The organism is Bradyrhizobium sp. BLXBL-03 (genome assembly GCF_051853015.1).
Taxonomy (GTDB): domain Bacteria; phylum Pseudomonadota; class Alphaproteobacteria; order Rhizobiales; family Xanthobacteraceae; genus Bradyrhizobium; species Bradyrhizobium manausense.
The window spans coordinates 1,978,391-2,000,253 of sequence record NZ_CP182470.1 but is presented as its reverse complement, the minus strand read 5'-3'; the positions used below and the strand labels follow the sequence as shown (position 1 = coordinate 2,000,253).

Genomic DNA, 21,863 nt, shown 5'->3' with positions numbered 1-21,863 from the left:
GCCCTTGTTTCGCTTGCCAAGCGCTCACCCGGTCCGCTTTCTCCCGAATTGCGCAAGCTCGCCGAAGACAAAGAGCACCGGGTCCGCGAGAAAGTGCTCTCCCTTTTGCAAGAGCGTCCCAGCGCCGACAACATGGATGCGATCCTACAGTTGGCCGCGGACACCTGGGAACCCCAACGGCCCCATCATGAAGAGGAACGCAATTTCCCGATCGCTTATGACGCTGCTCAACTGTTGTGCGAGCCACCGCAAATCGACGATCGATATGTCTCCAGCATCGGAAAGGTATTCTTTCAGACCGATGATTACGACGTCAAACTGATGTTGTTGCGAGCCCTCGTCCGCAACGGGTCAGCCGGCGCAAAGCAGAGGGTCATGAAGCTTGCCCTGAAGAGGGGCAACCCGCCTCACCACCGCTTGGCGGCCGAGGCACTATACTTGGAACAGCAATGCGTCGGTATTTCTCTTGCCGCAGAGATTCCAGACAAGCAGCTTCTGGTTAGGACAGCGCTGGTCGCGCTTCCATTGACCCTTGTCGTCGGAGCCTGCGCCAGCAATTCTCACGTTCTCGCCACGGCACGGTTGTTGGCGGCAAAGGCTACGGTACCGCAACGCGGAGCTTGTGCTCGAGCGATAACCGATTCCTCAAACAGCGCTCAATTGCTTATTGTAAGCTCAATGACGTCGTGTATGGCAGGCCTGAGCCCGAAGTCGACCAGATCTTCAAGCGACGGCCGTTTCCTGAGATTGGCCGTCGAGCGAAGCAGACGAGATAATCGCTCGAAGTTTTTCGAGTATCTCTGGGCTGTTCTGCAATAGGTATTTCTCGACTTTTCGGTTCGCGACAAGCCGGGAGAGGTATCCAGATGCGATCACAAGATGCAGCACGTCTTCGCCATAGGAAGCTTCGACCGCTTTGAAGTCTCGATGCAGTGTCTCCATTTCCCGTTCCATCCTCGCCATCTGCTCGGCGGACATCCCGGAGATCCTCTTCGGGCGATCAGGTTTAGCCAGATCAGCTTGCTTGGTGGCAGCCAATAGCGCCTTTGCGTAACTAGACGAAAAATTCGAAACAGTCTGCATAAGTTCCGCGGCTTCGATTTGACGCATAGCCTTCATCTTGCGCAGGACGTCAAAGGTTACCGGGTTGACGGCCTTATCCTTGAGCATCTCCACAACTTCAGGACAGACTCCGTTCAACATCGTCCGTCGACGTTTGATATGGCCAATATTTACATCCAGGGCCTTTGCAAGCTTCTCCTCAGGAACTCCCCGTTCAAGAGCGCGCACGATCATGAAATGCTCTTGTACCGTAGCAAGATGATTTATTCGCTTGTTGTAGGTAAAAGCCTCGTCGTCCAAAGCAAAAATACAGCGGGCCGACGTTTGGCCCAGATCAAGCAAGATCGCGCGTCGAGCATGTCCGTCAAGAAGGAGATACGTGCCATCGTCGCAGGGCTCGCGGGCCACGACCAGCGGCTCAATAACGCCGATCTCAGTAACGGATTGAGCAATTCGCTTATACCGGGACGAGGCTTTAAAGGCCTCAGAAATCTGTTTGTGCGGCAGCAACTTGTCCAGGGGTAGAACGACGATGTCCTGCTCGAAAGCGATTCGAACCTCTGATTGCTCCATTTCATGTTCCCTTCGATGCAACACGTTCAGCTAGCGTGCGAGGAAGGGTTTGAAGGTTCTCAGCATGCAGAAGCTTCAAGAATGCAACGTCGTTCAGAAGGCTGCGGAGCGCATTGACAACAAACAGTAGCCGCTCTTGGGCTAGCGTTGCCTTCTTCACGATCAGTTTTTGACGATCCGCTTCCTTTCGATAAGCTCTGATGAGAGCCCCGGAAGTCACGCCCTTCTTAGGTTGCGGTCGGCGTCCCACCGAATGCACGCTTTTGCCCGTGAGATTACGTTGTTCGACAATTCGACGAATTGCAACAATCTGATTTCCAGGAAGCGATCCAGACTCGTAAGCTTCCGCCAGAGCCTTTTGGACATCTGCATCCTTTGCTCTCGCAATTTCCATCGCTATCGAATGAGGAATGATGCCTCGCTCGACAGCGGCCAATAGACGCTCCTCGCCATGCTCCAGAAGATAGCAGATGGCATAGACATATTCAGGGCTGAAATCGATCTTGGCTGCTATCTGACCAGTAGAATAGCCTCGCTTTTTGAGATCCCCAATCTCTGTAACCAACTCAAGCGGTGAATGGTGTCGACGCGCCAGGTTCTCAACCAAGCTCATCACGTAGCAATCTTCCGGCGAAGCATCGATGATAACCGCAGGGATTTCTTGTTGGCCAAGTGCGATGAATGCTTCTAGGCGGCCTTGTCCACAAACCAGATCGAATGTCCCACCATCTTTCCTTCGACTCACCGTGATCGGTTTCTTTAGTCCCAGATGGGCGATGCTCGTCACGAGTTCATTGAAAACGCGCTTGTTGCGAGCGCGTGGGTTCAGGACAGCAATCGAGCTGATGGAAATCATTCGGATTTCTGGCTTGATTTCGGTCATGCGGCAGCCCTCAGGTCTTCGCGTGAGCTAAGATGGAAAAGAATGTCCAAATCTTCAAAGCGATATGTATCGAGGTAGATGCCGTTGTCTTCGGCCAGGCGCAGCTGGTCACCGATCACGCCAATGCGTGGAAACAGATAGTAGTCGAGCACAGACGCATTATCTTCGTTCATGCGGAGAGCTATCGTAATGTCCGGTCGCAAGCTTGCGTCGAGTCGGATTTTCCAGCGGGGAAAACCAGACTGGGTCTTGAAACTTCGAGCGATGACAATCGACGCTGTAAATTCGTCGTTTATAGTAAGAAGGTCGGTTAGGGGATCCATGGAGACCTGCCCGCCCGCCTCCTGAATGCTCTCGATGGCTTTAGAAACCACTTCAGGGTATATCGAACGCAACGCACGGTTAGTTTCTACGTACCGGTAGTCTCGCGCTGGGTGATAGCCGATAAGCTCATAAGCTCTTAAGAGGCTGCCGAAGCGGGCTCGATAAGCGGCGCTCGATGGCATATCATCCCGTTCGTCGATCGTAAGTCCTGAAAGATAACCCGTGCTGCTTAGCAAGGACGAAAGGCGGTCAAGCATTTCCCCATCAGTGAAGCGCCGATTTCGTTGATCTATGATGCGTCTTGCAGCCGCGAAGAAGTCTGTTTCGACCACCGCTTCAAACGCATTGTCCCGCCGTACCCACATGTCCGGTGGATTTGTGATGCGCCTTTGCTTCAGCTTGAAAGAAACTCGATTGTAGACATTATTGCCGATGTATTTCTCGTTGGTGAGAATTTGGTGGACTGCTCCCCGGGTCCAAGGTCGCCCGAACTCATTGGATGCGCCTTCGCTATTCAACAAGGCAGCAATCTCAGTTTCGCTCTTTAACTGGAGAACGAAGAGGCGAAATATCCTACGCACGATCTCAACTTCGCTGATAGGACCTGGTCTCAATATGACTCGGTCGGTTTGCAGGCTCTTATACTCACCGGGTCTCAGCGGGGATTTGAAGTTGCCTTGTTCGTCGATGAGTTGTCGACGCAGGCCGTAACCTGGTGAACCGCCTTGCCGAAATCCCAAGCCTACGAGATGGCATTGCCCTCGGAAAACCTTTACAGATAGATCACGGCTGTATTCGCCGGCCATGACCCTCTTCATGTTCTTTATTATCGTCGAGGCCAAACTGCCGTCGTTGTCGAATTGCTCAGCGCAGTAGTGAACGATGATTCCCGCTTCCTTGCAGATATACTCGTAATAGGCGCTCTCGTCGGCGTCTTGAAATCGACCCCAGCGACTGACGTCATAGACGAGAACCGCGGAATAGTTCGCCCGGTGACCACGCACGTCCTCGATGAGGCGCTTGAGAGCATCCCGCCCCTCCAACTTAAGGCCGCTTCTTCCTTCGTCAGCATAAGTTTGAACAATCGCGAAGCCGCGGCGGGCGGCGTAAGCCGCTATCATGGATATCTGATTTTCGGTTGAGTACCTTTGATGCTCGGTAGACATGCGCACGTACTGTGCAGCTCTAACGGGGGTGTTTGATCCTTCAGTTTTTGCTGGAACAATCATTGCGCACTGCTGGGTCACTCAGCCACGGAACTACCCGATTTTTGCTCAAGTCTCCGAGCACCTGCAGGGTAGCGAAAGGAGACATGGAATGTCGCCTACAAAAACAGACCGAAAATCTCGGTCATCATCGGGAAACGGATTTCTTCCCCCTGGAGCCGACCTTCAAAATGAGAGATTCGCAGACGTCATCGCTCAAGCTCTAAGGCGACAGTTTGGAGAGACGCACGCTTCGGTAAAGACAGTCGTCGCGCTAACGAAAGCAAACGAACGAGCCGTAAAGAATTGGTTTTCTGCCAAGAATGGACCGACTGGGGAGCACCTTGTCGATCTAGTGCGGAGCTCTGATGAAGTTCTGGAGGCCGTATTGTTAATGTCCGGACATCGCGATCTTGTGCTCGCCAAGAAGTTTGGAGACACAAGGGCAGTTCTGCTTAAGATGCTGAAACTGATCGAGGATTTGCAGCCTAACAAGATCCCGCAGTGAAATCGATGCAACCAAGATTCGCGTGTATCTTGTTCGCATGAATATTGGTCTAGTAGTCTATCTTCACCAGGGAGGAGACGACGATCAAACGAGCCAAAACCTGTTGAAGCCGGATCATGAAGCCGCAGACCTATTTGGTGCGAACATGGGTTCCGTAGGTGCCGTAGCATCGATATCCGGCACGGTTCTTGTGAGGCCGAAGCGATCCGTCATAGGTCTTGCGTTCAAAAAGCTTCTGACAAACAGTACATCGGAAGACATAGGTGGGGCCGCCAGTCGATGCGCGCGATCGGCGACGCGTCGAACGTCGCGGTGTTACAATTCCTGCAGGTCGAGACGTTGGAGGAATTGATTGCAGGCCGGTCGGCGTCAGCTCAATTGGATAGCGCGGTGAAAAGACTGTCTGCGTCTGCGAGACGCCAAGGATGCTGTCAAGGCGATAGCTGCGCGGCTGCCCGTTGTCTGCACGAACCGCCATCAACAATACATCGCCCGCGCTGGATCGCCGCAGGGAGTAGGCCTCAATTGAGCGGGTGGATCGCTTGCCCTGCTGGTCACGGTAATCGAGTTCGACCAGGAGCCGGTTGGCAGCGGCGAACCGAATTGTCTCAATGAAGGTCTGGCCGTGCGATCCTGGCGGAAGACCAACGATACGTTCGCGGATGATGTCTGCGGTGGCGCCACCCATGAGCGGCATTGCCGGCAGAACCGGCGCCGCAACTTGGCCGTGGAGCCAGTCAAATATCTCCGGCAGCGCACCCCAGAACGAGCCGACAGGCAGCAAAGCCGGAAGTTGATGGTTCAGCATGCCGGACCAACCGGCTTCGACATCACCACGATGCACTTCGATGTCGGCAAGTTGGGGCAAGTGAATGCCTTTGAACGCGCATTTCTCCTGCATTACTGTGACAAACTGTCGCTGTTCGGGCCGCGCGTCGGCGTTTCGGTATAGATTGACGACATCATAGAGATCGCGCGGGCGGGTGCGCTCGGCCAGTGCCCTGAATTTTTCGGCGAAGGCCTCGACGTAGTCGTAGGCGAGCACCTCGATCCCCTCTTCCGGCGCATCGGAATACGGATGGAAGATCTCTACGGTTTCAGGCGGCAGGACGACGCGTTCGTCGGCGGTCAGGTCGAGCTTGATGCGGGGCAAAGGCCGGGTTGGCGAAACCGGCCCCTTGTAGCTGATCTTGCCTTGGCATGAGAGGTTGCCGCGTGGATTGCGGTAGATATCGAATTCCTGCTGGTCAACAGGGATTTCGATGCCGGTCTCGTCGTAAACCCAGGCGCCGACTTCGGCGAAGACTCGCTTCAGAAAGCCGCCGTCGAGATGCGCCTCGTTGCGGAGCGTAAAATCGAGGTCTTCGGAGAACCGGTAGGTCTCGAAGAAGCACTTCTTGAGGCAGGTCCCGCCTTTGAAGATCCAGCTTTCGGCAAGTTCCTCATGGGCATAGATGCCCGCGAGCATCCAGCCAAGGACATAGTCCTTCTCAATGACATGCGGCGTCAGCGACGTCTGTGTGGCGAGGTCGAGGATTTCGCGCTTGTCGATCAACCGGTGTCTCCGGGCACCCAGGATGGCGGAATGAGGAGCCGCCATCTTGAGATGAGTCGCTTGCAATTCAAAGCGGGATCGAGCTTGGCATTGCCTGCTGTCAGCCGCGCACGGCAGAGTTCAACGAGCGCGGCACTATCGTCACGCCTCTCCGCCAGGAAGCCAAGCCGCTTGAACACGGCGCCATTGCCGAGCCGATCGCCGTACTCGATGAGCTTTTGATCGCTGCGGTCCGCTCGTTTGAAATACGCCTTCAGGCAATCCGAAACCTGTTGAAGGCCGCCGCCGAGCGCGGGATCGTCTAGCATGTCGATGATCGTTCGGTGGACGTCGGAAACCGGCACCTTGGTGTGATGCCGCCAAACCGGCTTGGCGCCGAAAATCTTTTCCGGCCTCAGATGCTTCAGCGTAAATTCGAAGCCCTGTCGTTTCTGGTGTCTTTCGCGGATGTGTTGTCCGGTGACGACCACGATATCTTTGAAAATCTGCTCGGTGAGGTCCCAATGCTCCGCCGCGGTACGGCCACCGATATAGGCTGGCGCAAAGAGCGCCGGCACAAGAACCCATGCATCATCGAGGACGCGTTCAGAGCCGAGCGTATCAATCGATGCCGGGACGTAGGCGCCGGCGCCGACCCGGCTCATCCAGCCTTGTTCGCGCCAGCGCGCGAGCCGCTTGGCAGCTTCGGTGCGCGAGATGGCGAGCGCCTTCACCACGTCTGCGACGTGGATGACGTCCCCCGACTCAGCGAGAACTTGCCGAAGCTGCGCACGGCCGCGAGGTAGGCGAGAGGGGGTCAGTTCTTTCATGCGTTCAATTTCGCAAAAAATGAGAATTTAAACATATAGAATATAGTACAACATCTTATTTGCAAGAGCTATAATTCGCAGAAATCGTGAATTCTTGCAGATATAATATAGCGGACCGGACCACGCCAAGTAGGGGTCGCGAATAGTTCGCACTTGAATAGCGCGAGGAATTGGCGCCCCGCGGCCGCCCCTCGAAATAGGGCCGGTTATTGCGAGGCGGTTGGACTCAGAACATCAAGTGCTTCCGACAAAGCGGACACCAAGTTCTGTTGATCGCGCACACATTTCGTGCGGCTCTCAATTCCTCCAGACGCATCCTGCCCGCGTCGTCGATCTTTATGATGATTGACATATTGTGGGCGCTTCTGCGGCCAAGGAACACCTCCGACGAGATGCCCATGCTTCGGAGGGTGGCTTCTATTTTGTCTTCAACCGCCCGTGCCGACCCAAAAGCCGTGATCGCTTGCGCCAGCCGCAGCACACGACAGTAGGGGCGCTCTTCGACTTCGAAAAGCATGTCCCGTTCGGAATCCAGGTGCTCCTTCAGAAAGGCCACGCTCCACACATTACATCCGCTTTTTTGCGTCTTTGCAGAGCAATAACGGCCATCGCTTGCTCTGCCTTGGCTGATGAGACCGACCTCCATTCCGAGCGTATCGCTAACGGCATTGCTAACGATCTTGTTCTCGAGCAGCTGAGGCGCTTACCGCCTTAAACGACGACAAATCTCACGTTCGCTCCCTGTGGGGATTTCTCCCGGCAAAGTCGTTACTACGCATCGGCGCCCTTTTGGCCCGACAACCGCTTTTCTGCGCTTTCGAGCTGCTCGCGCACAACCTCTGCAATTTTCCGCGAGATTTGACTGACGATACCGCCCGTGCCATCGGCCCAAACGCATTTCCACCAACGGCGTGAAACTTCCGGACCATCGCGATCGAAAGTGCCAAAATCCTGGAGGAGATGTTGGGTTGCAGCTTCGAAGATGTAGCAGTGATCGAGGCTTGGTGCGCAAGTCACGACAAGCGTGATGCGCTGCAAGTTGGCAAATTTCGGCGTGAACGTGATTTTGAGCTGCGCGCGCTCCATGGAACAGTTGAGCTGCAAATCCCAGTATTCATCATAGATAGAATTTGGATTGAGGATGTCCCAGGCTGCCGCCCCAAAAAGCGGATTCGTCTTGCGAAGCTTCCGTTCGTATGAGGCTGTGACGAAATTGTCCGCACGCTTTTCTTTTGTGAGTACGCGGATAATGAATTGCTCCGCCGTCGATTCCGCGAAGCGAGAATGCTCGACCGTATCAAGGGTGAAGAACTCGGCAAACTCATCGGTCGAGATCTTTGCATTTAATTCGTCGAAGAACTTCCCGACGAAGGTCCTCATCAGCTCTGGCGTCACCACTTTTGCCTCAGCGGCTTGCAGGCGCTCAAGGAGAGTAGGAGGCACGATTGGAACGGCCTCGGGCTGAGCAACCGGTGGGAGCGTCACGGCGCGAGCGGCTTCCAGTGTTTTCCGGATGGAATCGAACTTCCGAGCGTCGTCGACGAAATGCTCCCGTCCAGTCGTTTGTAGGACGAAGAAAGGCGTCTGGGATTCATCGTCGATGAATGCATCCTTCAGGCCATTGATAATGTCCATGAAGGAGACGGGGCCTTCCGACTTTCTCAGCGCGGCGTCGCGGAATTTGCCGGTGAAAAGGCTCAAGGGATCGCCGGTAAGCGAGCCTTGCGTTTCCAACGAAGAGGCAATCTGGATGATGCTTTGGAAGCCATCCTTCGGCACGCCGAAGATACTCTCTTCTGACTTGATGAGCCGTGTTCCAGAGCAGCAGGCGTCGATGACCTTCACAACCAGCGCGGCATTCGCGGGACGCAAGATCGCGTGAAGCTCAGTCGTTGAGAGTCCTGTCAGGTTTGGCTGCTTGGCATCAAAGTTTGTGGTGCAGTAAAAGAGTTCACCCTCGTGGCCATATCCATGACCGGAAAAATAAAAGAAGAGTTCGTTGGGAGATGCGACCTTGTCGACCGCTTCCTGAAGCTGCTGCTTCAAGGTGTCGGCATCAACGTTTTCAACCGTGGTGATGTTGTCGAATTTCTGGGTTGCTGCCAGCAGCTCATGCATCGCGGCGAGATCGGCGCGGCAACAATCGAGGTCCTGCAGGTTTCGGTATTGGCTGTTGCCGATCAGAATAGCTGAATTTGCCATTTGGGTACCGTGTGGCGTGCGGCAGGCGTGCTGGGAAAGCCCGCACCCCCGGTCAGCTCAGTTGAGGTTGGCATGTATTGAGACATGCACTCGACCTCCGATTGAATCGTTCTTATCTTGTTTGTGCCACGACCAAGTGGCCTCGCCACAGAACGATAACGAACCCATCTCAAGTTTTTATGCATCATCGCCAGGATTGTAGCCCGGAAAGCTCGCCAGAATCATCATTAAGCCTATGATACTTTAACGACTTTAAGCAGGCCAATGGCATCAACGCTCTATCAGTTGTCTGACCTCTGGCGCTGCATCGGCGGTTAGGTGGACTGTTGGAAATACTGACAATCAAACTCGTCCCCGTTTCCTCGGCAGTAACATGCGGTGATGCCGAAATTCAGCAACGCATGGCCGAGAGCTCGAAAGGAAAACGTACGACACAGTACGTGGCCTACGAGCACGGGCGAGCGATCGGCTTTGTCTCGCTTGACGACATGATGAAGTTGGATTGCCTCGTGCTGTACGAGCTCTTTGTTCCTGCTCGGCTCCGCGGCGCGGGTCTTGGCAAGCGCATTCTTGCTGAGGTCGAAACGTTCGCAAGGCTCGAAGGCTATCGATATGTTAGACTTCGTCCCTGGCCGCTCGAATGCGGCTTCCCTGAGGAGCGCCTCATCGCGTGGTACCGGCGCAACGGTTATACCGCATGTGCTGATTTACTAACTGACGTAGAGAAAGAAATCGGGGCCGAGCCAGGCGCCTGAAAGAGAATCACAATTTTCTCGCCACACGCGAGACGGCCTACCGAGCGCTGAAGTCGAAATTTATTGGCCACCAGTCCTTATGATGCTCGTCCGCCACTGCCAGGTAAACGTCTGGAAGCTCCCATACCGGTGCGGATGCTAATTGAAAGAACGCCCCGTTACCACGTCGCCATCGACGTCACCTCCGGCGCCAAACTGCGCGATCATCATAACGAAGCCAGCGCTCACTGCGGCAAAGCAGTGCGCTAGCGTCACTCTCCCAAAGCTGTTTTCTCGGTCAGGCAAGATGAAATGCACGCGCACAGCCGTAACTCGCTCGAATCCCTCCGTGCTTCACGCTTCCGAAATAACCCCGAGCAGCCGCCAATCCCACGCACCGTTCTCAAAGACCGGCGCCAGCATGGGCCCGCCGGATGCGCCGCCAAGGTCATAGCCGACCAGCGGCAGCCCGAGCCCGCGCACATCGACCCAGTAATCCCGCTCGAGCTGGCAGCAGAGCTGGTGCTCTGTGAAGCTCGTCAGCATGGGCATAGCGGTATAGAGGCCGAACACCACCTCATGCGGCCCGATCTGATCGCGCTCGCAGCCCGGAAATGGGACAATGTCGCGTGATGTGAAACGTGGTCGCAAGAACCGTGGCATGCCGCCGCCAGCGATGTTCGATATCGATACACTGCCGGCCAGCTCCAATTTAACAGCATTAGACGTGGCCGCGGTATCCGGCGCACGCCCGGAGCACTGGAGCAGTGGCGGCGCCGTCCGAATCACCCGCTGAAATGGCGCTACGTCGATGGGCGCCCGCTCTATCGTGTCGATGCAGTGCGCGACTGGGTGCGATAAGCCTGCTAATCGCCCCGAGCCGCATAATGCTCACGGAGACGACCGAGCAGCTCGGCCTTGATCGTGTCGAGCGGATTTGTCCGCCGCAGGCGCACGACCTTGCCGACCCGTTTCGCACCGATCAACTGCGCGATATAGTCGTGAGCCGCTTCGAACGCCATCTTGCGGATGATCCACTGTTCGTCGTGGTTGTAGACCTGATCGATCCCCCTCGGCTTTTGCCCGACACATAGCCGTTGGATTTCGTTGTCGTAGCCGCAGCGTGACATGATGGTACGCAAGCTGCGCCTCAAGTCATGCATGGTGAATCTAGCGACACCCGCCTCCTTGACTAGACGGCTGACCATCTTGGTGAAACCCGACATCTGGCCGCCGGTCTTTGGTGACGGGAAGACATAGTCTGACGTTGCCCGCTGGAAGTATTTCGCGGCGGCGAGAACCTCGTCGACGAGGTGGGTGCGTGGCACGTCGTGGTGCAGTCCCATCTTGGTCCATGCTTCATCGAAGGTAATGCGGTCATCCATGATGTGCTTTTGCCACCGGACCATGGTTGGCTCCCCGCGACGTGGGCCACCGAGGAGGCACAGGCGTGTCAGGAGCCCGAAAGCCCCGAGCTTGCCTGAAGCGTGCCACACCTTGATGATTTCCTCATCGGTCAGCGCGCGGCCTTTGGATCGGCGTCCTACCCTCTGCGCACGGGTTTCTTTGGGCGCACGATAGCCGGCGAGCACGTTGTGCTCGACATAACCTTCGCCGACACACCATTCGAGGAATGTGTGGGTGTGCTTGCGCAAGTCTTTGGCTGCGCCGCGCTTGCCCGTCTTGGCGACCTTATCCACCGCCGCCATAATTTGCCGCCGCGTCAGGTCGCCGATGGCCAGATCGACATGGACTTTAAGACCCCGTCGCAGCGCCGACATCGCTGGTTTCCAGTTAACGACTTGGCGTCCAGTCAGGGACGTTTCGTAGGGGCCATCCTCAACAATCAGCTTCGCCAGGGTGGTGCGCTCCCTCTCGGCCAGCTGTTTGCGCTTGGCCTCGCGCTTGGCGTCGTTCGGATCGCTACCCTTGACCACCTCCCCGGCGGCGATGGTGGCGGCCTGGCGCGCGGCCTTCTCGTTGAACTTGGGCCATGCACCCAACGTCTTGCGATGCGTACCCCTCGCGCCAGGCTTGGTGAACAGGTAGACCCAAGTCCGGCCGCCAGTAGCGCGCATCCTGATCGCCAGGCCAGGCTGCTCTGTATCGTGGAGATAGTGTTGCGACTTGCCTGACGGCAGCGTAGCCGCGCGGATCGCTGCGTCAGTGAGCCTTAGGTAGTTCGTCGTCGCTCCAGCGCTGACGCCTTTATCGCTCGGTTCCATCGTCCCTGCCCTTCTCCTTGGAAACGGATCGCGACCCGTTCGCACCCTGTTCCCGGTCTGCTGTGCCCGGAGGGAAAATCCACGGAGGGGCACAGCGGGGGCATACAAGATATGGGATATCCAGCTATGGCCCATTATGGTCGCATATGGTCAATCAGCCCTATGCAACAAGGGCTTTTGTAATTTTACTATGGCGGAATTTGGTTGGCCGCGGCCTACCAATTGTGGTTCTTCATGGCAAGCTCTCTGATCCAATCGGCGTCGTAGCCACGGTCGGCAAGCAGCATTGATCCGGATTTGAGACGAGACAGCAGTTTTCCGGCAAGTCGAACGTCGTGCGCCTCGCCAGGACTCAACGCAAGTCGGACCGGTAGACCATTGCTGTCGACCACGGCGTGGATTTTGCTCGTCAGGCCGCCGCGTGACCTTCCCATCGATTGACGCCGGTTTCTTGTGATGCAGGCCCCATGTTGATGTACGCGAACAATGGAAGTGTCGATCATCTGCACGGCAGCATCCTGGGCGCCGGCCAGTGCGCTCATGAACTTGGCCCACACGCCGGCCCGTCGCCAGCGAACGAACCGATTGTAGCAAGTCGTGTACGGACCGAAGTTTTCTGGCAGGTCGCGCCATGGTGCTCCGGATCGCAAGACCCAGAAGATGCCGTTGAGGACACGGCGGTCATTCACTCGTGGCACGCCGCGCGACTTATTCGGCAGCATCGGCTTAATGGCAGACCACTCATAGTCCGTGAGTTCGTAACGCATGATTCGGCCCCTTCGGTTGGGTGGCTTGAATGATGGCTCGGCTGTAGGGCTTAACTGGTCGCTATGCACCCAAAAGCCGACCTATTGTGCTCATCTTGAGTTTTGTCGTTCATGACCCTGGCTGCGTGAAAACGACGAGTCAGATAGGGATCGTCTGGGGGTTTTTGGAGACGATCAATGAATCGGTTCATTGAAGGGGCGGACCGAGCGCAATCGACGCTGTTGCCCGAATGCCTCGACGACTGGGTCGAGGAGAGTAATCCGGTTCGCGCGGTCGATGCCTTCGTCGAAGCGCTCGATCTGGCAGAGCTGGGCTTCAAGGACGTCGAGCCTGCGGCAACCGGCCGGCCCGGTTATCACCCTGCGCCACTGCTCAAGCTCTACATCTACGGCTATCTCAACCGCATCCAGTCGAGCCGCCGACTGGAGCGCGAGGCGAGGCGCAATCTTGAGGTGATTTGGCTGTTGCAGCGGCTTTCGCCCGACGACAAGACGATCGCCGACTTTCGCCGCGACAACGGCCCCGCCATCAAGAAGGTGTGCGCGAAGTTCGTCGAGCTTTGCCGGCAGATGGGCTTGTTGACGAAGGCGAGCGTCGCCATCGACGGCTCGAAGTTCAAGGCGGTCAACACGCGTGACAAGAACTTCACGAAGGGCAAGGTCGAGCGCCGTCGCCAGCAGCTGGAGGAGAGCGTATCGCGCTATCTCGCGCAGCTGGACACCGCAGATCTGCAGGAGCCATCTGAGACTCTCGCCGCGAAGACGGCGCATCTGAAGGAGAAGCTCACCAAGCTCGCGAGCGAGATGCAGAAGCTCGAAGCCTGCGAACAGGCAATGCTGGCATCACCGGACCAGCAGATCTCGCTGACCGATCCCGACAGTCGGTCCATGGCCACGAGTGGCCGCGGCTCCGGTGTCGTCGGCTACAATGTGCAGGTTGTCGTCGATACCGAGCACCACCTCCACGAGGTGACGAATAGCGGCTCGGATCGTGCACAACTCGCCAACATGGGTAAACAGGCCAAGGCCGTGCTCGGCGTCGACAAGCTCGAGGCCGTGGCCGATCGCGGCTACTACACAGGCGAGGAGATCAAAGCCTGCGCCGACGCCGATATCGCTGTGACACTGCCGAAACCGAATACGACGGGCATGGAGGCGAAGGGCAAGTTCGGCAAGCACGACTTCGCATACCTGGCCAAGCAGGATGTATATCGCTGCCCGGCGGGCCAGTTGCTGGCGTATTGGCTTACAACAGTGGATGGCGAACGCACCATTCGGCGCTACGCCACGAAAGCTTGTGGAAGCTGCCCGCTTAAGGCGCGCTGCACCACGGCCAAGAACCGCGTCATCTCCCGTTGGGAACATGAACACGTCATGGAGGATGCCCAGAGGCGGCTCGACGCCGATCCTCAGGCGATGCGTCGTCGTCGCGAGACGGTCGAGCATCCGTTTGGCACACTGAAGATGCGCATGGGCGCGACGCACTTCCTGACGAAGCGGTTGCCGAAGGTCGCCGCCGAGATGGCGCTGCACGTGCTCGCCTACAATCTCACACGCGCAATGAACATCATGGGTGTCGGTGCGCTGATCGCGGCGATGCAGGCATGAGGCAGGAGCGCTGTCGTGCGCGTGCCGCCAACCTTTATCGATCGATCACAGTGACCAAGGGAAGCCAATGGACCGGCTTCCGGCACCTTGCCAGAAAATATGCCACTTTGGCGCCAGCTGGCCTCACAGGGGCCGTTCACGGCCGCGTCACCCCGCACTGAAGCGTTTTCACGCAACCAAGACCCTGAGCGGACCTTTCACCGTTCTCATTCCGTGCTGGGGTCGCTGTTTTGGCTGCTGTCCGTATTTAACTCCGAGTGTCCTATTTCGAGTTTGTGAGTGTCCTAATTCGTTGGAGGGGCGCATACTGTCGGCATGGTCAGAATTGCCATCGGTGTTGAGCTTACGGCCGTGCAGATACTTTCATGGCCCAGCCCTGTCCGTGATGCTCGATACGCGTGGGCCATTGCCATCGGCATATGCGTAACGGCAGCCGTCGCGCTTCACTTCGCTGCGCCATAAGGCCGCCTCATGTGTGGATGGCCCCCGGCTTGCAAGAATTTTTTGCGTGATGAGCAGTGGTCGCTTGCAGTCATGTGTCCGGCCTTTCTTCGCGGTCGTACATAACCGCTGGCCTTGATGGATTCCGCGGATCGAGGCCTTATCAGTTGGCCGGGTTCGAACGCCACTGAGGCGGTCAGGTTTCTCTCGATTCGTCGGGTAACCGACTGTGCCATCACGTGTTTTCACTCTCGCAAGCTGGCGGTACGCCCCTTAGAGGTCAGGCCGCCAATGTCGCATTTCGGTAGGTTTCCTGTCTGCTCATAATCGCCCAAGCTACACGTGCCGTTTTGTTGGCCAAGGCGACTGCGGCAACTAGTCTTGGCTTTCGACTGAGCAAGGAGCTTAGCCAAGGGTCGGTCTTGGCTTGTTTCGAACAGAGCAGCACGGTGTGAGCGCTATTGACGAGCAGGCGGCGGAGATAACAGTCACCTCGTTTGCTAATCCCGCCCAGACGCGCTTTACCACCAGTGGAGTTTTGTCGCGGCACCAACCCAAGCCAAGCGGCGAAGTCTCTGCCGCTGCAGAATGTCCCTGGATCGCTAACAGTTGCTGCAATGGCGGTGGCGATGATCGGCCCTATCCCCGGAATGGTGGCCAGTCGTTGGCTGACTGGGTTGTTCTTGTGCCATGCTAGGATCTGCCTCTCGAGCCCAGCGATCCGGGCTTGAGTATCTTCGATTTGGCTGACGATCATCTTCAGCACCTGGCGGGCAATATCCGATATGCGCCTGTCCTTCTCGTCCAGGACAATTGCAATCAGCTTCGCCACTTTGTACAACCCCTGCGCCTCGATAAGGCCGAACTCGGCCAAGTGCCCACGTAAGGCATTGACTAGCATAGTGCGCTGGCGGATCAGCAACTCGCGAGCCCGATGTATCATGAGGGCCGATTGTTGCTCCGTCGTCTTTATCGGTACGAAGCGCATCGATGGACGTCTAACCGCCTCGCAGATCGCCTCGGCATCGGCTACGTCGTTCTTGTTGCGCTTCACATAGGCTTTCACATAGGTAGGCGGCATGAGTCGTGGTACATGGCCAAGCGCAGTTAGCTCGCGCGCCCAATGATGCGCCGTCGCGCAGGCCTCCAGCCCCACGAGGCACGAGGGAATCTCCGCAAAGAAAGCAAGAACTTGGCCTCGTCGCAGCCGCTTGCGCATGACTACGCTGCCCGCCGCATCGACCGCATGCACCTGGAAAACGTTCTTTGCCAGATCAAGACCGATTGCTGTAATATTGCCCATGGATGGCTCCCGTTACTGGTGATCTTTGACGACCACCATTATGGCACTCGATGCCGCGAGAGGGGGCCATCCACCCCATCAGTTGGCGGCCCTCTTTCATTCAACCGACGTTGACTTCCGCTCTCGCCGCATCCAACGGCCGAGGATAGGTCAGCTGTCAGGGGTGGACCGGACCTAACTTAAACCGGGCTAAACCGTCGCGATTGACCCAAAAGGCGACATTGCGTGTTGGTGGCTACTTGAATGGGCAAGGATTGCGCTAAACGCTCCACCGCTGTCAGCGTTCGCGTTCCCAGGTCAGAGTGCCGACGACTTTCTTACCCTGATAGATGCCAACGGAGCTGACTTGTTCAGGCGTCCGGAGGCTCAACCGGTCCCCGTCCAACTTGAAAAACCTTACCTGATCCAGCCCGGTGAGGAGTTCGTTGCCCGATATGTCGACCTTGGTCGTGAACTTGTCTCCGTCGATGGTGAATTTGCCGGTGTAGACAAGCAATGACTTGAGCAGTGCCGCTGCCTCGTCGTTGTTTGTTGCAGGCTTGCGGTTCGCTCCGACAATAATGAAGGCCGCATACCCGTCTGGCGTGAAAGCTGCCCTACCTTTCGGGTTGGGACCGAATGGCTCGGTTGCGTCGCCACCGACAATTTGAATGGTCCATGAGGTCAGCTGCCAACTTCCGACCAGCAGCTTCGATGCGTCGTCTGCAAACGCGGGTCCAGACGGAAAATAGCAACAGAGAGCAACGAATAAGGCAACGAGACGCGCCATTGCAGTTCTCCCATGAATGGCAAGTCGGGCTCCGACAATGATCAGGATAGCCTGGGCGGTCAAAACTTACGAGCCTCGGAGGCAGGCTCGTCACCGGCCTGTCGGTGCTGGCCCATCGCTGCCCGGCGGAATGCTCACCCGGCGGTTTGGATCGACAATTTTGCTCCTAAGCGGAAATCAGCCACTCATGAGCCTAGTCTTTCCTGTAATCTGCCGGCTCAACAAGGCGGGAGGAGAAATGAGAAAGCGCCGTAGAGTTTTTGGAACGTGCATGGTCGCGGCTGTCGGGCTGTCATTGCATGCGAATAGTGCCTCTGGTCAGCAGCCATCGATGAAGGAAGGCCTCGTCGGAACATGGATCGTGGTTTCCTGGGAGCAGAAGAAAAACGACGGCACCACCTTACGGCAGTTCGGTGAGAACCCGGCGGGGATGGCCATGTTCGACGCCGGCGGGCGGTACATCATCACGGTCATGCGCTCAGACCGCGCCAAATACAAAAGCAATGCGCTGTGGCAGGGTACTCCCGAAGAAAACGAAGCAACAGCTAATGGGACCCAGACTTACTTCGGGACGTATACGGTGAACGAGGCAGACCGCAGCATCGCAATCCATGTTGAAGGTAGCTCCTTTCCCAATTGGAACGGCTCAGATCAGAAGCGCTTCGTTACGATCACCGGGGATCAACTCACACTGACCATTCGCCCTCCGAGCGGCGAAAGTGTCGATGTGACTTGGAAGCGACCAAAGTGACCATCGAAGGCCGCTTCCGCTGGCCCATCGCTGTCGCATCCACGGCCGCAGATATGTCGGCGGAAAAACCGACGGACATTCCAGCTTCTCAATTTCTGCGCTAATATCAGGCTACTGAGTGTCAAGAAGGGCAGAGCATTGGAGGGGACTTCCTATGTCGAAGTTGAAATGCCTTGTTGCCTTCGCCGGGTGCCTCATTCCAGGGTATCCGAGCTTCGCCGACGACCGTGAAAAGGTGATCGGCATCTGGAAACTGGTTTCTCAAGAGATTGAAATTCAAGCCACCGGGCAGAAAGAACCTGTCTTCGGACATTCTCCTACGGGATACGCGATCTTCACGGCTGAGGGCCGGGTCATGTTTGTCCTGACCGGAGAGGGGCGCAAGGCACCACAAACGGTCGAAGATCGCGCCGATTTGCTAAACAGCATGGCTGCCTACACCGGCATCTATCGTATCGACGGTGACAAATGGATTACGAAGGTCGATGTTGCCTGGAATCCTGAATGGGTGGGCACTGAGCAAACACGCTTCTTCAAATTAGACGGTGATCGCCTTCAGGTCACCTCGACGTGGCGAATCATGCCCAATTGGGCAGACAGGGGGATGCAGAGAAGCCTGCTTGTGTTCGAAAAAACGAAATAGAAGTTTGAAAAACCTACCTTCGCGAGCCGGGCGGCGCCCGATTGCATTGCATGGGTCTCTTGCTGGCCCATCTGCGAAGTTGCGCCGCGTCTGTCGGAGGTCCGCTCATCGCTCCAGAGCTGACCAGATTTGCTCAAGCTGAGTTCTTCGCATTTTGACCGATTCCGTTGAAAAAGGCCGGCAGTATTTCATTGTAGTGGCTCCGTCGCGACGTGGCCGAACTGCCTCTAGCGCCCCTATGCGAGCCGCGGGGTTGGCATCGGGATCAGCTTGGCCATCTTTCGAAGGTTCTGGGCGGTCGCTGCGAGGATGAACTCGTCGCGGGCGCCGTTGGGGCCTCGTAGACGCAAACGGTCGAGCTTGAGAATGCGCTTGAGGTGCGCGAACAACATTTCGATTTTCTTGCGGCGCGAGGTGCCTCCCTCCCACGATCTCGCGATCTGGCGCGCCATGTCGCGAGCGCCTTCGTAGATCGAGCGCGGCACCCTCCGTGATGCCTGCTTGGGGCAACACTGAGCCTTCAATGCGCATCGATCACAATCGCGCTTGCTGGCGAGGTAGAGCATGGTGGCACCGTCATTCACCAACGTTCCGGTCGTGGTAAGAACTTTGCCGCCAGGGCAACGATAGATGTCGGCAGCATGGTCATAGGTGAAGTCGTCGCGCGAGAAGATACCGTCTGTGCGTGCCGACTTGTCGAAGACTGTAACGTGCGGTGTGCTTCGGCATGGAATAAGGGCTCTGACTCATATGTGGAACGGCCCGGGCTGCAAGAGATTTCTCTGGTTGAACAAGGGATGACGGTGCGGTCATATGTTCGGCCTGTAAACGCGGCGCCTGGCCGCTGGCCACGATGATATCCGCGGAAGCAATCGCCCAATCAATTTCTCGCGCTCGAAGCGCAGTGAGTCAGGCGGTCTGATCGCTACCGGGAATGTGGTCATTCGGGGTTCATCCAGATTGCACCTTGCCTCCTCGGCAGCTTTCTTCTTCCGCCGGAGAGCTCTTAAGATTAGGTTTTCAGCATTGCAGCCGGCGCCCGATAGATGCCGCCTCTGACCAGCAAGGCCCAGATGGTGCGCGCGATCTTATTGGCGAGCGCCACCGAGACGACCTTGACCGGCCGTCTTTGCAGCATGGTCCGAATCCAGAGCGGGACTTTCAAGCCTCGTTTAGCCAGCTTGATGATCGAGGTCGCACCAACGATCAAGAGCGTCCGTAGTTGCCGATTTCCACGCTTTGATATCGCCCCGAGCTTTTCTTTCCCGCCGCTCGACCGTGCCCTCGGTGTTAACCCCGTCCAAGCCGCAAAATCTCGTGCAGTCGCAAAACCGCGAGCATCCGAGACCGATGTCCGAACGGTAGCGGCGATGAGAGGACCGACGCCCGGAATGCTCATCAGGCGCCTGGCATCGGGGTCCTTTCTGACGGCAACCAAAATCTCTCTGTCGAGCTTCTCTATGCGGGTTGTAAGAAGCTCAATCTGTTCAGCGAACTGGATCAGGGCAAAGCGGGCGGCGCCGGGGATCTTATTGTCTTTTTCGTCCCGGAGAAGCACCAGGAGTTTTGCGATGCTTGCCATGCCTGTGCCGGCGATAATGCCCAATTCGGCCATATGAGCACGCAGGGCATTTGCAGTCTGGCTGCGCTGCCTCATCAGCATCTCTCGCGTTCGCAAAATCATGCTGGCTGCTTGTTGTTCGGCAGTCTTCACCGGTACGAATCGCATTGTCGGGCGGGTGACCGCCTCACAAATGGCTTCAGCATCCGCCACGTCGGTCTTGTTTCGTTTGAGTGGAGTCGAGGAGAGGCGCGGCGGCTCAGTTACCTGTGCTCCGTTTCCTCTCCCACCGGGTCGCCGGAGGCAGTTGCCCGCCTCCGGCTCCCACAGAACGTAGCGTGCGGATTTACCGCACTACGCTCTTCGACAGTTGATTCACAGCACTGCAAGAGCCTGCAACTCCGCATATGGGAGGCGCAGCTTTGGTTTCAGTAGCGGCGTCCGTTCTTTGATCTGGTTGAACATGCTCCAGTTGAGGGCTCGTCCCGCCCAGCTACGGCTGCGCAACATCCGATGCCAGTAACGCTGCACGGCACGGTACACCTTTACGAGACACCGAAGATTTCCGGCGACCCCGTAATAAGCATAGTGGCCGCGCAGGAAGGCGTTGATTTCGCCGACCTGGTCACTGATCGCGTGATGTCGTATTTGCCGCATGAGCTCCTGCAGTGACAAAAGGCTGCGCCGCAAGCGAGATTTCTCGGTGCGCATCCCAACCTTGAAGTTACCCTTCTGGTTTCGCGTGCAATACAGCGTCAGGCCCAAGAAGTAGATGGTCTCCGGGCGTTTTCTGCTGCGTTTGCCTGCGTGTCGCTGCGCGAACCGGCCAAACTCAACCAATTTGGTCTTGGTCGGCTCAAGAGTGAGGCCGAACTTTCCCAACCGAAGGCGTAAGGCGTCCTGAACACGGATGGCGTCCGATCGATATTGGAAGCAGATCACAAAGTCATCGATATAGCGCACCAGCCGGGCTTCGCCCCGCAACCGGCTCTTCACCACGCGTTCGAACCAGAGGTCGAGCACATAATGCAGATAAAGGTTGCTCAAAAGTACGCTGATCGATCCCCCTTGCGGTGTTCCTTCCTCGTTCGGATGGACCTTTCCACCTTCCAAGACACCCGCTTTCAGCCAGCGCCGGATCAAACTGATCAGGCGTGGATCACCGACTCGATGCGCAACAAATCGGAGAACCCAATCATGATTGAGACTCCCGAAGAAGTTCTTCAGATCCGCCTCCAGCATCCAACCCATCTTGCCGCCGGCGATGGCCTCATTGAGGGTCGCCAAGGCATGATGAGCGCTGAGCTTTGGCCGGCCACCGAATGAGCAGGGCAGAAAGTCCCGCTCATAAATGGCAGACAATACTTCGGCCGTGCTGCGCTGGAGCGCCCGGTCGGCGACAGTTGGCACGCCAAGTGGCCGCTTTTCCGTCTTGCCGGGCTTGGGGATATAGACCCGCCGAATATCCGGCGCTCTATATCCTTCACGGTGAATGGACTGGAGCATCGGCTCTATCCATACATCGAAGCTCTTCTTCGCCGCCTCCACCGTCTGACCGTCCACCCCTGCGGCCGACGACTTCGGAATCTGTGACAGACTCCTCCATACCCGGTCGCGCGAGATGTGATGTGCCAGCGACGTGAAGCGGAGTTTCGGTTCACATCGAGCTTTCGCTGCTATCTGTTCAAGTTTCGTTTCCATGGTCAGCTGATCTTCTCGTTGCATAGAAGGCCGTGTCTCCCGTTGCATGGAGCCCATGTTGCCCAAGAACAATTCACCTACCGCTGACCGCTTCCCCATGTGGCCGGCTCTCCCGTCCTCCGAGTACTATCAGTCAGTATGACTTCCACTCGGTCGTCAGGCCTCCCTCACCTTGTCGGCTTGTCGGGCCCTACAAACTTGCGTTTGAACCGAATGGATCTCCCTTGTTCCCGTTGATC

General features: G+C 56.9%; 16 protein-coding genes and 3 pseudogenes. 4 read left to right on the top strand and 15 right to left on the bottom strand.

Going from position 1 to position 21,863, the window contains the following annotated elements:
* Positions 1-723: 723 nt before the first annotated feature.
* The 7 genes from ACNJX9_RS09530 to ACNJX9_RS09500 all read right to left on the bottom strand — a co-directional run bounded on the left by ACNJX9_RS09530 (position 724) and on the right by ACNJX9_RS09500 (position 9,121).
* Entirely contained in the window at positions 724-1,635 is a 912-nt protein-coding gene (locus tag ACNJX9_RS09530) for a plasmid partitioning protein RepB C-terminal domain-containing protein (protein ID WP_439408568.1), read from the bottom strand.
* A gap of 1 nt (position 1,636) precedes the next feature.
* The gene (locus ACNJX9_RS09525; protein ID WP_439408567.1) at positions 1,637-2,518 is read right to left on the bottom strand and encodes a plasmid partitioning protein RepB C-terminal domain-containing protein; all 882 of its coding nucleotides are present in this window, start codon (positions 2,516-2,518) and stop codon (positions 1,637-1,639) included.
* A complete protein-coding gene (locus ACNJX9_RS09520) occupies positions 2,515-4,071 on the bottom strand; it encodes a recombinase family protein (RefSeq protein ID WP_439408566.1) in 1,557 nt (518 codons plus the stop codon). The genes ACNJX9_RS09525 and ACNJX9_RS09520 overlap by 4 nt, the downstream gene beginning before the upstream one ends.
* Before the next feature lie 614 nt (positions 4,072-4,685).
* A complete protein-coding gene (locus ACNJX9_RS09515) occupies positions 4,686-6,110 on the bottom strand; it encodes a nucleotidyl transferase AbiEii/AbiGii toxin family protein (protein WP_439408565.1) in 1,425 nt (474 codons plus the stop codon).
* Positions 6,107-6,919 (bottom strand): type IV toxin-antitoxin system AbiEi family antitoxin domain-containing protein, encoded by an 813-nt coding sequence (locus ACNJX9_RS09510; RefSeq protein WP_439408564.1) that lies wholly within the window; start codon positions 6,917-6,919, stop codon positions 6,107-6,109. The genes ACNJX9_RS09515 and ACNJX9_RS09510 overlap by 4 nt, the downstream gene beginning before the upstream one ends.
* 226 nt (positions 6,920-7,145) lie before the next feature.
* Positions 7,146-7,565, bottom strand: coding sequence for a hypothetical protein (locus ACNJX9_RS09505; RefSeq protein WP_439408563.1), 420 nt, complete (start codon positions 7,563-7,565; stop codon positions 7,146-7,148).
* Positions 7,566-7,690: 125 nt separating this feature from the next.
* A complete protein-coding gene (locus tag ACNJX9_RS09500) occupies positions 7,691-9,121 on the bottom strand; it encodes a caspase family protein (protein WP_439408562.1) in 1,431 nt (476 codons plus the stop codon).
* 326 nt (positions 9,122-9,447) lie between these two features.
* On the opposite strand from ACNJX9_RS09500, the gene ACNJX9_RS09495 reads away from it, so the two are divergent.
* A complete protein-coding gene (locus ACNJX9_RS09495; RefSeq protein WP_439408561.1) occupies positions 9,448-9,876 on the top strand; it encodes a GNAT family N-acetyltransferase in 429 nt (142 codons plus the stop codon).
* Positions 9,877-10,209: 333 nt separating this feature from the next.
* Here the strand turns inward: ACNJX9_RS09495 and ACNJX9_RS09490 are convergent, their stop codons facing one another.
* The 3 genes and pseudogenes from ACNJX9_RS09490 to ACNJX9_RS09480 all read right to left on the bottom strand — a co-directional run.
* Positions 10,210-10,566 carry a hypothetical protein gene (locus ACNJX9_RS09490; protein WP_439408560.1) on the bottom strand — a complete coding sequence of 119 codons (357 nt, stop codon included), beginning with the start codon at positions 10,564-10,566 and terminating at the stop codon, positions 10,210-10,212.
* A 155-nt stretch (positions 10,567-10,721) separates the two neighbouring features.
* Positions 10,722-12,080, bottom strand: coding sequence for a tyrosine-type recombinase/integrase (locus ACNJX9_RS09485; protein ID WP_439408559.1), 1,359 nt, complete (start codon positions 12,078-12,080; stop codon positions 10,722-10,724).
* Between the two features lie 218 nt (positions 12,081-12,298).
* Positions 12,299-12,847: pseudogene (locus ACNJX9_RS09480) on the bottom strand (IS5 family transposase); the annotation flags it as partial.
* Positions 12,848-13,024: 177 nt separating this feature from the next.
* On the opposite strand from ACNJX9_RS09480, the gene ACNJX9_RS09475 reads away from it, so the two are divergent.
* Complete coding sequence (locus ACNJX9_RS09475; protein WP_439408558.1) at positions 13,025-14,455, top strand: IS1182 family transposase; 1,431 nt, start codon at positions 13,025-13,027, stop codon at positions 14,453-14,455.
* Positions 14,456-15,176: 721 nt separating this feature from the next.
* On the opposite strand, the gene ACNJX9_RS09470 is transcribed toward ACNJX9_RS09475, so the two are convergent.
* Both ACNJX9_RS09470 and ACNJX9_RS09465 read right to left on the bottom strand, forming a co-directional pair.
* Complete coding sequence (locus tag ACNJX9_RS09470) at positions 15,177-16,199, bottom strand: IS110 family transposase (protein WP_439408557.1); 1,023 nt, start codon at positions 16,197-16,199, stop codon at positions 15,177-15,179.
* 277 nt (positions 16,200-16,476) lie between these two features.
* Positions 16,477-16,968, bottom strand: a complete 492-nt coding sequence (locus tag ACNJX9_RS09465) for a lipocalin-like domain-containing protein (RefSeq protein WP_439408556.1) — start codon at positions 16,966-16,968, stop codon at positions 16,477-16,479.
* Between the two features lie 271 nt (positions 16,969-17,239).
* Here ACNJX9_RS09465 and ACNJX9_RS09460 point away from each other — a divergent pair, with 271 nt between their 5' ends.
* Positions 17,240-17,719 carry a lipocalin-like domain-containing protein gene (locus ACNJX9_RS09460; protein ID WP_439408555.1) on the top strand — a complete coding sequence of 160 codons (480 nt, stop codon included), beginning with the start codon at positions 17,240-17,242 and terminating at the stop codon, positions 17,717-17,719.
* A gap of 154 nt (positions 17,720-17,873) precedes the next feature.
* Positions 17,874-18,362, top strand: a complete 489-nt coding sequence (locus ACNJX9_RS09455; RefSeq protein ID WP_439408554.1) for a lipocalin-like domain-containing protein — start codon at positions 17,874-17,876, stop codon at positions 18,360-18,362.
* A 236-nt stretch (positions 18,363-18,598) separates the two neighbouring features.
* Here the strand turns inward: ACNJX9_RS09455 and ACNJX9_RS09450 are convergent.
* The 3 genes and pseudogenes from ACNJX9_RS09450 to ltrA form a co-directional block, all read right to left on the bottom strand.
* A pseudogene (locus ACNJX9_RS09450) lies at positions 18,599-19,078 on the bottom strand (transposase); the annotation flags it as partial.
* 296 nt (positions 19,079-19,374) lie between these two features.
* Positions 19,375-20,181: pseudogene (locus tag ACNJX9_RS09445) on the bottom strand (IS110 family transposase); the annotation flags it as partial.
* Positions 20,182-20,298: 117 nt separating this feature from the next.
* Positions 20,299-21,624, bottom strand: coding sequence for a group II intron reverse transcriptase/maturase (gene ltrA, locus ACNJX9_RS09440; RefSeq protein WP_271597919.1), 1,326 nt, complete (start codon positions 21,622-21,624; stop codon positions 20,299-20,301).
* Positions 21,625-21,863: the final 239 nt, after the last annotated feature.